The sequence below is a fragment of the Curtobacterium sp. MCBD17_008 genome (assembly GCF_003234475.1).
Taxonomy (GTDB): Bacteria; Actinomycetota; Actinomycetes; order Actinomycetales; family Microbacteriaceae; genus Curtobacterium.
In genome coordinates this window covers 1-5608 of record NZ_QKTK01000028.1, presented here as the reverse complement: position 1 = coordinate 5608, position 5608 = coordinate 1, and the positions used below count along the sequence as shown (strand labels likewise).

The window sequence follows — 5608 nt, the reverse complement described above, 5'->3', positions numbered from 1 at the left end:
AAGAAGTCCGGCGGCGTCCTACTCTCCCACAAGGTCCCCCTTGCAGTACCATCGGCGCTGAGAGGCTTAGCTTCCGGGTTCGGAATGTGACCGGGCGTTTCCCTCTCGCTATGACCACCGGAACAATTTCGACACTCCAACAAGGAAGCTTCGAAACCATTCCGCGCATGCGCGGTGTTCAGTTTCAGTTGTTCCCGATCGTCTGTCGGGAACCACAAAGTGGACGCGAGCCCCACACCCGTGAGGGTGTGGGTAAAAAGTGTGTGTCAAGTCTTCGGCTTATTAGTACCGGTCAGCTCCACGGGTCGTTAGTCCCCGCTTCCACATCCGGCCTATCAACCCAGTAGTCTGCTGGGAGCCTCTCACACTCAAGGTGCATGGAAATCTCATCTCGAAGACGGCTTCCCGCTTAGATGCTTTCAGCGGTTATCCGGTCCGAACGTAGCTAATCAGCGGTGCCCTTGGCAGAACAACTGACACACCAGAGGTTCGTCCATCCCGGTCCTCTCGTACTAGGGATAGATCTTCTCAAATTTCCAACGCGCGCAGCGGATAGGGACCGAACTGTCTCACGACGTTCTAAACCCAGCTCGCGTACCGCTTTAATGGGCGAACAGCCCAACCCTTGGGACCTACTCCAGCCCCAGGATGCGACGAGCCGACATCGAGGTGCCAAACCATGCCGTCGATATGGACTCTTGGGCAAGATCAGCCTGTTATCCCCGAGGTACCTTTTATCCGTTGAGCGACAGCGCTTCCACAAGCCACTGCCGGATCACTAGTCCCGACTTTCGTCCCTGCTCGACCTGTCAGTCTCACAGTCAAGCTCCCTTGTGCACTTACACTCGCCACCTGATTGCCAACCAGGTTGAGGGAACCTTTGGGCGCCTCCGTTACTCTTTGGGAGGCAACCGCCCCAGTTAAACTACCCATCAGGCACTGTCCATGAACCCGATCAGGGTCCTACGTTAGACATCCAAAGTGACCAGAGTGGTATTTCAACAATGACTCCACGAACACTAGCGTGCCCGCTTCACAGTCTCCCACCTATCCTACACAAGCCACTCCGAACACCAATACCAAACTATAGTAAAGGTCACGGGGTCTTTCCGTCCTGCTGCGCGTAACGAGCATCTTTACTCGTAGTGCAATTTCGCCGAGTTCGCGGTTGAGACAGCTGGGAAGTCGTTACGCCATTCGTGCAGGTCGGAACTTACCCGACAAGGAATTTCGCTACCTTAGGATGGTTATAGTTACCACCGCCGTTTACTGGGGCTTAAATTCAGAGCTTCGCCGTGAGGCTGACCCTTCCTCTTAACCTTCCAGCACCGGGCAGGCGTCAGTCCGTATACATCGTCTTGCGACTTCGCACGGACCTGTGTTTTTAGTAAACAGTCGCTTCCCACTGGTCTCTGCGGCCTTCAACGCTCACGGAGTGAATCCGGTCACGTGTCCGGCCCCCCTTCTCCCGAAGTTACGGGGGCATTTTGCCGAGTTCCTTAACCACGATTATCTCGATCTCCTTGGTATTCTCTACCTGACCACCTGAGTCGGTTTCGGGTACGGGCGGCTGCAACCTCGCGTCGATGCTTTTCTCGGCAGCATAGGATCACTGATTTCCCCTTAACGGGTACGCGTCGGATCTCAGGCGTACAGACGACGGATTTGCCTATCGTCAGCCCTACATCCTTACACCAGGTTCACCTTACGGATACCATCGCCTGGCTCAGCTACCTTCCTGCGTCACACCTGTTCATACGCTAACCGCACCAGCATGGGGTCGAGCGTTAGACCGGCCCGTCTCACCCCGAAGGGATCAACAAGTGCCGGGTTAGGACTCTTAGCACCACTGGATTAGCTTGGGCGGTTGTTCGCCGGTACGGGAATATCAACCCGTTGTCCATCGACTACGCCTGTCGGCCTCGCCTTAGGTCCCGACTTACCCAGGGCGGATTAACCTGGCCCTGGAACCCTTGGTCTTTCGGAGGACGGGTTTCTCACCCGTCTTTCGCTACTCATGCCTGCATTCTCACTCGTGTGGCGTCCACGGCTGGATCACTCCGCCGCTTCACTCGCCACACGACGCTCTCCTACCACTCCGCACGACTGAACCACGAAGGCTTGTCTATGTGCGAAATCTACAACTTCGGCGGTGTGCTTGAGCCCCGTTACATTGTCGGCGCGGAATCACTTGACCAGTGAGCTATTACGCACTCTTTCAAGGGTGGCTGCTTCTAAGCCAACCTCCTGGTTGTCTGTGCAACTCCACATCCTTTCCCACTTAGCACACGCTTAGGGGCCTTAGTTGGTAGTCTGGGTTGTTTCCCTCTCGACGATGAAGCTTATCCCCCACCGTCTCACTGCTGCGCTCTCACTCACCGGCATTCGGAGTTTGGCTGACGTCAGTAACCTGTTGAGGCCCATCGGCCATCCAGTAGCTCTACCTCCGGCGAGAAACACGCAACGCTGCACCTAAATGCATTTCGGAGAGAACCAGCTATCACGAAGTTTGATTGGCCTTTCACCCCTATCCACAGCTCATCCCCTCCATTTTCAACTGAAGTGGGTTCGGTCCTCCACGACGTCTTACCGTCGCTTCAACCTGGCCATGGATAGATCACTTCGCTTCGGGTCTAGGACATGCGACTGAATCGCCCTATTCAGACTCGCTTTCGCTACGGCTACCCCACACGGGTTAACCTCGCCACATATCGCTAACTCGCAGGCTCATTCTTCAAAAGGCACGCCGTCACCCCTACAAAGGAGGCTCCGACGGTTTGTAAGCAAACGGTTTCAGGTACTATTTCACTCCCCTCCCGGGGTACTTTTCACCTTTCCCTCACGGTACTTGTCCGCTATCGGTCATCTGGGAGTATTTAGGCTTATCAGGTGGTCCTGACAGATTCACACGGGATTTCTCGGGCCCCGTGCTACTTGGGATACACATCCGGCCATAACACCATTTCGTCTACGGGGCTGGCACCCACTACGGCCCGGCTTTCAAACCGGTTCGACTATGATGCGCTGTAACCGTCCCAGTCCGGCAGAACTGAGCGACGTGTCCCACAACCCCGACCATGCAACGCCCGCCGGCTATCACACATGATCGGTTTAGCCTCATCCGTTTTCGCTCGCCACTACTCACGGAATCACATGTTGTTTTCTCTTCCTGTGGGTACTGAGATGTTTCACTTCCCCACGTTCCCTCTACCCGCCCTATATATTCAGGCGGGAGTCACCAGGTCGACAAGTCGCCTGGCGGGGTTTCCCCATTCGGAAATCCTCGGATCGAAGCTCGATTATCAGCTCCCCGAGGCTTATCGCAGATTTCTACGTCCTTCTTCGGCTCCAGATGCCAAGGCATCCACCGTTTGCTCTTAGAAACTTGACCACAAAGATTAAAATTGCGATCCAACGCCATGTTTCACGCCAACCCGAAAGCCGACGATCATCGATGACGCGAATCTAAAGATGCTCGCGTCCACTGTGTAGTTCTCAACATACGATCGGCACCACACTCCACCAGACACAACGCCTGACCTCATGCAGCCCACCGAAGGACCTTGCGGCCCAACCCCCAACCACCGAACCCGCCTCCAAAAGAGACAACCCGACGATCAGGAAGCCTGGTCCCTCAGGACCCAACAACGTGCACCAGCCAACCCGCTTCCCCCCGACCCGTTCCAACCCAGACACCTCACAAAGAGACACCCGAGCGTACTGAGACCAGAAGACGCGCTCCCGACTGCACTGTCAATGTTCCACCCATGAGCTACCCGTCGGACACGTTCGGTCCGAACCGGGCGCCTGGACCAGCAACCAACCCACCACGACGGTGAGCAGCACTGACCAGATGCTCCTTAGAAAGGAGGTGATCCAGCCGCACCTTCCGGTACGGCTACCTTGTTACGACTTAGTCCTAATCACCGATCCCACCTTCGACGGCTCCTTCCACAAGGGTTAGGCCACCGGCTTCGGGTGTTACCGACTTTCATGACTTGACGGGCGGTGTGTACAAGGCCCGGGAACGTATTCACCGCAGCGTTGCTGATCTGCGATTACTAGCGACTCCGACTTCATGAGGTCGAGTTGCAGACCTCAATCCGAACTGAGACCGGCTTTTTGGGATTCGCTCCACCTTACGGTATCGCAGCCCTTTGTACCGGCCATTGTAGCATGCGTGAAGCCCAAGACATAAGGGGCATGATGATTTGACGTCATCCCCACCTTCCTCCGAGTTGACCCCGGCAGTCTCCTATGAGTCCCCGGCATAACCCGCTGGCAACATAGAACGAGGGTTGCGCTCGTTGCGGGACTTAACCCAACATCTCACGACACGAGCTGACGACAACCATGCACCACCTGTACACCGACCACAAGGGGGCGACCATCTCTGGCCGTTTCCGGTGTATGTCAAGCCTTGGTAAGGTTCTTCGCGTTGCATCGAATTAATCCGCATGCTCCGCCGCTTGTGCGGGCCCCCGTCAATTCCTTTGAGTTTTAGCCTTGCGGCCGTACTCCCCAGGCGGGGCGCTTAATGCGTTAGCTACGACACAGAAACCGTGGAAAGGTCCCTACATCTAGCGCCCAACGTTTACGGCATGGACTACCAGGGTATCTAATCCTGTTCGCTCCCCATGCTTTCGCTCCTCAGCGTCAGTTACGGCCCAGAGATCTGCCTTCGCCATCGGTGTTCCTCCTGATATCTGCGCATTCCACCGCTACACCAGGAATTCCAATCTCCCCTACCGCACTCTAGTCTGCCCGTACCCACTGCAAGCCCGAGGTTGAGCCTCGGGATTTCACAGCAGACGCGACAAACCGCCTACGAGCTCTTTACGCCCAATAATTCCGGACAACGCTTGCACCCTACGTATTACCGCGGCTGCTGGCACGTAGTTAGCCGGTGCTTTTTCTGCAGGTACCGTCACTTTCGCTTCTTCCCTACTAAAAGAGGTTTACAACCCGAAGGCCGTCATCCCTCACGCGGCGTTGCTGCATCAGGCTTTCGCCCATTGTGCAATATTCCCCACTGCTGCCTCCCGTAGGAGTCTGGGCCGTGTCTCAGTCCCAGTGTGGCCGGTCACCCTCTCAGGCCGGCTACCCGTCGTCGCCTTGGTGAGCCATTACCTCACCAACAAGCTGATAGGCCGCGAGTCCATCCCCAACCAAAAAATCTTTCCACCACCAGGCCATGCGACCAGTAGTCATATCCAGTATTAGACGTCGTTTCCAACGCTTATCCCAGAGTCAGGGGCAGGTTACTCACGTGTTACTCACCCGTTCGCCACTAATCACAGGAGCAAGCTCCTGATCATCGTTCGACTTGCATGTGTTAAGCACGCCGCCAGCGTTCGTCCTGAGCCAGGATCAAACTCTCCGTAAAAAATTACAACCAACACCGAAGTGCCAGCGAGTTGATCTTGACTGTTGACTGTCTACTGACAATCTTCAATCCAAAAGGAATTGCTTCATGACCCGACCGGTAAAAAACCGACCAGGCACGAGGTCAATAAAATTGGCATTGACAATGTGCACGCTGTTGAGTTCTCAAGGACCAGACGCACTCCCCACTCCACACCACCAGGATGCTTCGCCAGAGAGGCTG

Annotated in this window: 3 rRNA genes; all 3 read right to left on the bottom strand. The window is 55.6% G+C overall.

The features are described from left to right. Positions 1 to 5: 5 nt before the first annotated feature. The 3 genes from rrf to DEI95_RS16325 all read right to left on the bottom strand — a co-directional run bounded on the left by rrf (position 6) and on the right by DEI95_RS16325 (position 5386). A 5S ribosomal RNA gene (rrf, locus tag DEI95_RS16335) occupies positions 6 to 122 on the bottom strand. 140 nt (positions 123 to 262) lie between these two features. Beyond that, positions 263 to 3391 (bottom strand): 23S ribosomal RNA (locus tag DEI95_RS16330). 473 nt (positions 3392 to 3864) lie between these two features. Then, positions 3865 to 5386, bottom strand: a 16S ribosomal RNA gene (locus DEI95_RS16325). Together the 16S, 23S and 5S rRNA genes form the textbook arrangement of a ribosomal RNA operon. Positions 5387 to 5608: the final 222 nt, after the last annotated feature.